Origin of the sequence: Nocardia carnea (assembly GCF_029869215.1) — a bacterium.
Taxonomy (GTDB): Bacteria; Actinomycetota; Actinomycetes; order Mycobacteriales; family Mycobacteriaceae; genus Nocardia; species Nocardia carnea_B.
This window is the reverse complement of sequence record NZ_JARWPM010000443.1, coordinates 1-2,010: the sequence shown is the minus strand read 5'-3', so window position 1 is coordinate 2,010 and position 2,010 is coordinate 1. Positions and strand designations below refer to the sequence as shown.

Genomic DNA, 2,010 nt, shown 5'->3' with positions numbered 1-2,010 from the left:
CCCCCGCGCGCGCCAGCGCGCCAAAAATACAGCTACAATCGCCGGTGGACATCCGAGGAATTCGGTCGATCCGTTGGTTCGGCAGCGCCGGGAGTCGCGCCTCATGGGTGCGCGCAGCGGTGGCGAGGAATTCTGCGGGGTCCACGGAAAATGTGCGCGCACCAGATCCGCATCACCGATGCGCTGCGCCGATGTCCGAGCTTCGCTGCCCTTACGCGGGCACCTGCCGACATCCGGCGGCGGTCCCGGGTGAATATCGCAGGGCGGATCCGTGGTCGTCGCGGGCCGGCCGGTCCGCCCCACGCCTCGTGCGCGTGTAGCGCGATAACGAGGGAAGGCACGAACCTGAGCAAGATAACAGTCGAACCGGAACCCGGCTTGGCGGAAACACTGCTGACAGCCGAACTGGACGCCGGGCATACCGCCCCGACTTTCGCCGAATTGGGGGTGCGCGAGGAAATTGTCCGCGCACTCGGCGAGATCGGAATCGAACGTACTTTCGCCATCCAGGAACTCACCCTGCCGCTGGCGCTGTCCGGCGAGGATTTGATCGGTCAGGCGCGCACCGGAATGGGCAAAACCTTCGGGTTCGGCGTTCCGCTGCTGCACCGGATCAGCACTCTCGAATCCGGCACCAGCCCCTTGGACGGCACCCCGCGCGCCCTGGTCATCGTGCCGACGCGCGAATTGTGCCTGCAGGTGACCAAGGACCTCGAGAACGCGGCGAAATACGTGCACACCGAGCGCGGGCCCCTGCAGGTCACCTCGATTTACGGCGGTCGCCCCTATGAGTCCCAGATCGCGGCGCTACGCGCGGGTGTGGATGTCGTGGTCGGGACGCCCGGCCGGTTGCTCGATCTGGCGGACCAGCAGCATCTGATTCTCGGAAAAGTCGGTGTCCTGGTTCTGGACGAGGCCGACGAAATGCTGGATCTGGGCTTCTTGCCCGATATCGAACGCATTCTCGGCATGGTGCCCGATAAACGGCAGACCATGCTGTTCTCCGCGACCATGCCGGGCCCGATCATCACTTTGGCCCGTACTTTCCTGACCCGCCCGACCCATATCCGCGCCGAGGAACCGCACGATTCGGCGGTGCACGATCGCACCGCGCAATTCATCTACCGGGCGCACGCGCTGGACAAAGGTGAATTGGTCGCCCGGATTCTGCAGGCGGAGGGCCGCGGCGCGACGATGATCTTCACCCGCACCAAGCGCACCGCGCAGAAGGTCGCCGACGAACTGGCCGAACGCGGTTTCGCGGTCGGCGCGGTGCACGGCGATCTCGGGCAGATCGCCCGCGAGAAAGCGCTGGCGAAGTTCCGCAGCGGCAAGATCGATGTTCTGGTCGCCACCGATGTCGCCGCACGCGGGATCGATATCGACGATGTGACCCATGTCATCAACTATCAGTGCCCGGAGGACGAGAAGACCTATGTGCACCGGATCGGCCGCACCGGCCGCGCCGGGCGCACCGGTGTCGCGGTCACCTTGATCGACTGGGACGAACTCACCCGGTGGGCGGCGATCGACGCCGCGCTGGGGCTGGGCATCCCGGAGCCGGTGGAAACCTATTCGCGGTCGCCGCATCTGTTCTCCGATCTCGGCATTCCGGAGGGCGTCACCGGCACCGTGGGCGCGCAGCAGCCCGAGCGCGATCCGGACGCAGTGGTGGTGGAACGTCCCGCGCGGGCGCCGCGCAAACGCAACCGGAAACGCACCCGTGGCGGGAAGGCCATCGAACCCGACACGGCCACAGTCGATTCCGACACCGGTACGGCTGAGTCCGCAGCGCCGGACAACGGCGAACCGGCCGATCCGGACAGCGAATCCGGCACCCCCCGGCGCCGGCGGGGCGGGCCCGGCGGGGGGGGCGCGGGGCGCCGCCACACACCCCGCCCCCCCCGCCCACCCCGGGGCCGGCCCCCCGGCCCCTTTATTCACCCCCCACCCCACCCGCCCGCGCCCGGCGGGCCCCCCCCCCCCGGCCCCGATCGCTGTCCACCCCGT

General features: G+C 68.4%; 1 protein-coding gene. It reads left to right on the top strand.

What is annotated here, in order from left to right; genetic code table 11:
• Positions 1-378: 378 nt before the first annotated feature.
• The coding region (locus tag QH276_RS33090; RefSeq protein WP_280407015.1) for a DEAD/DEAH box helicase at positions 379-2,010 on the top strand (1,632 nt) is incomplete at its 3' end.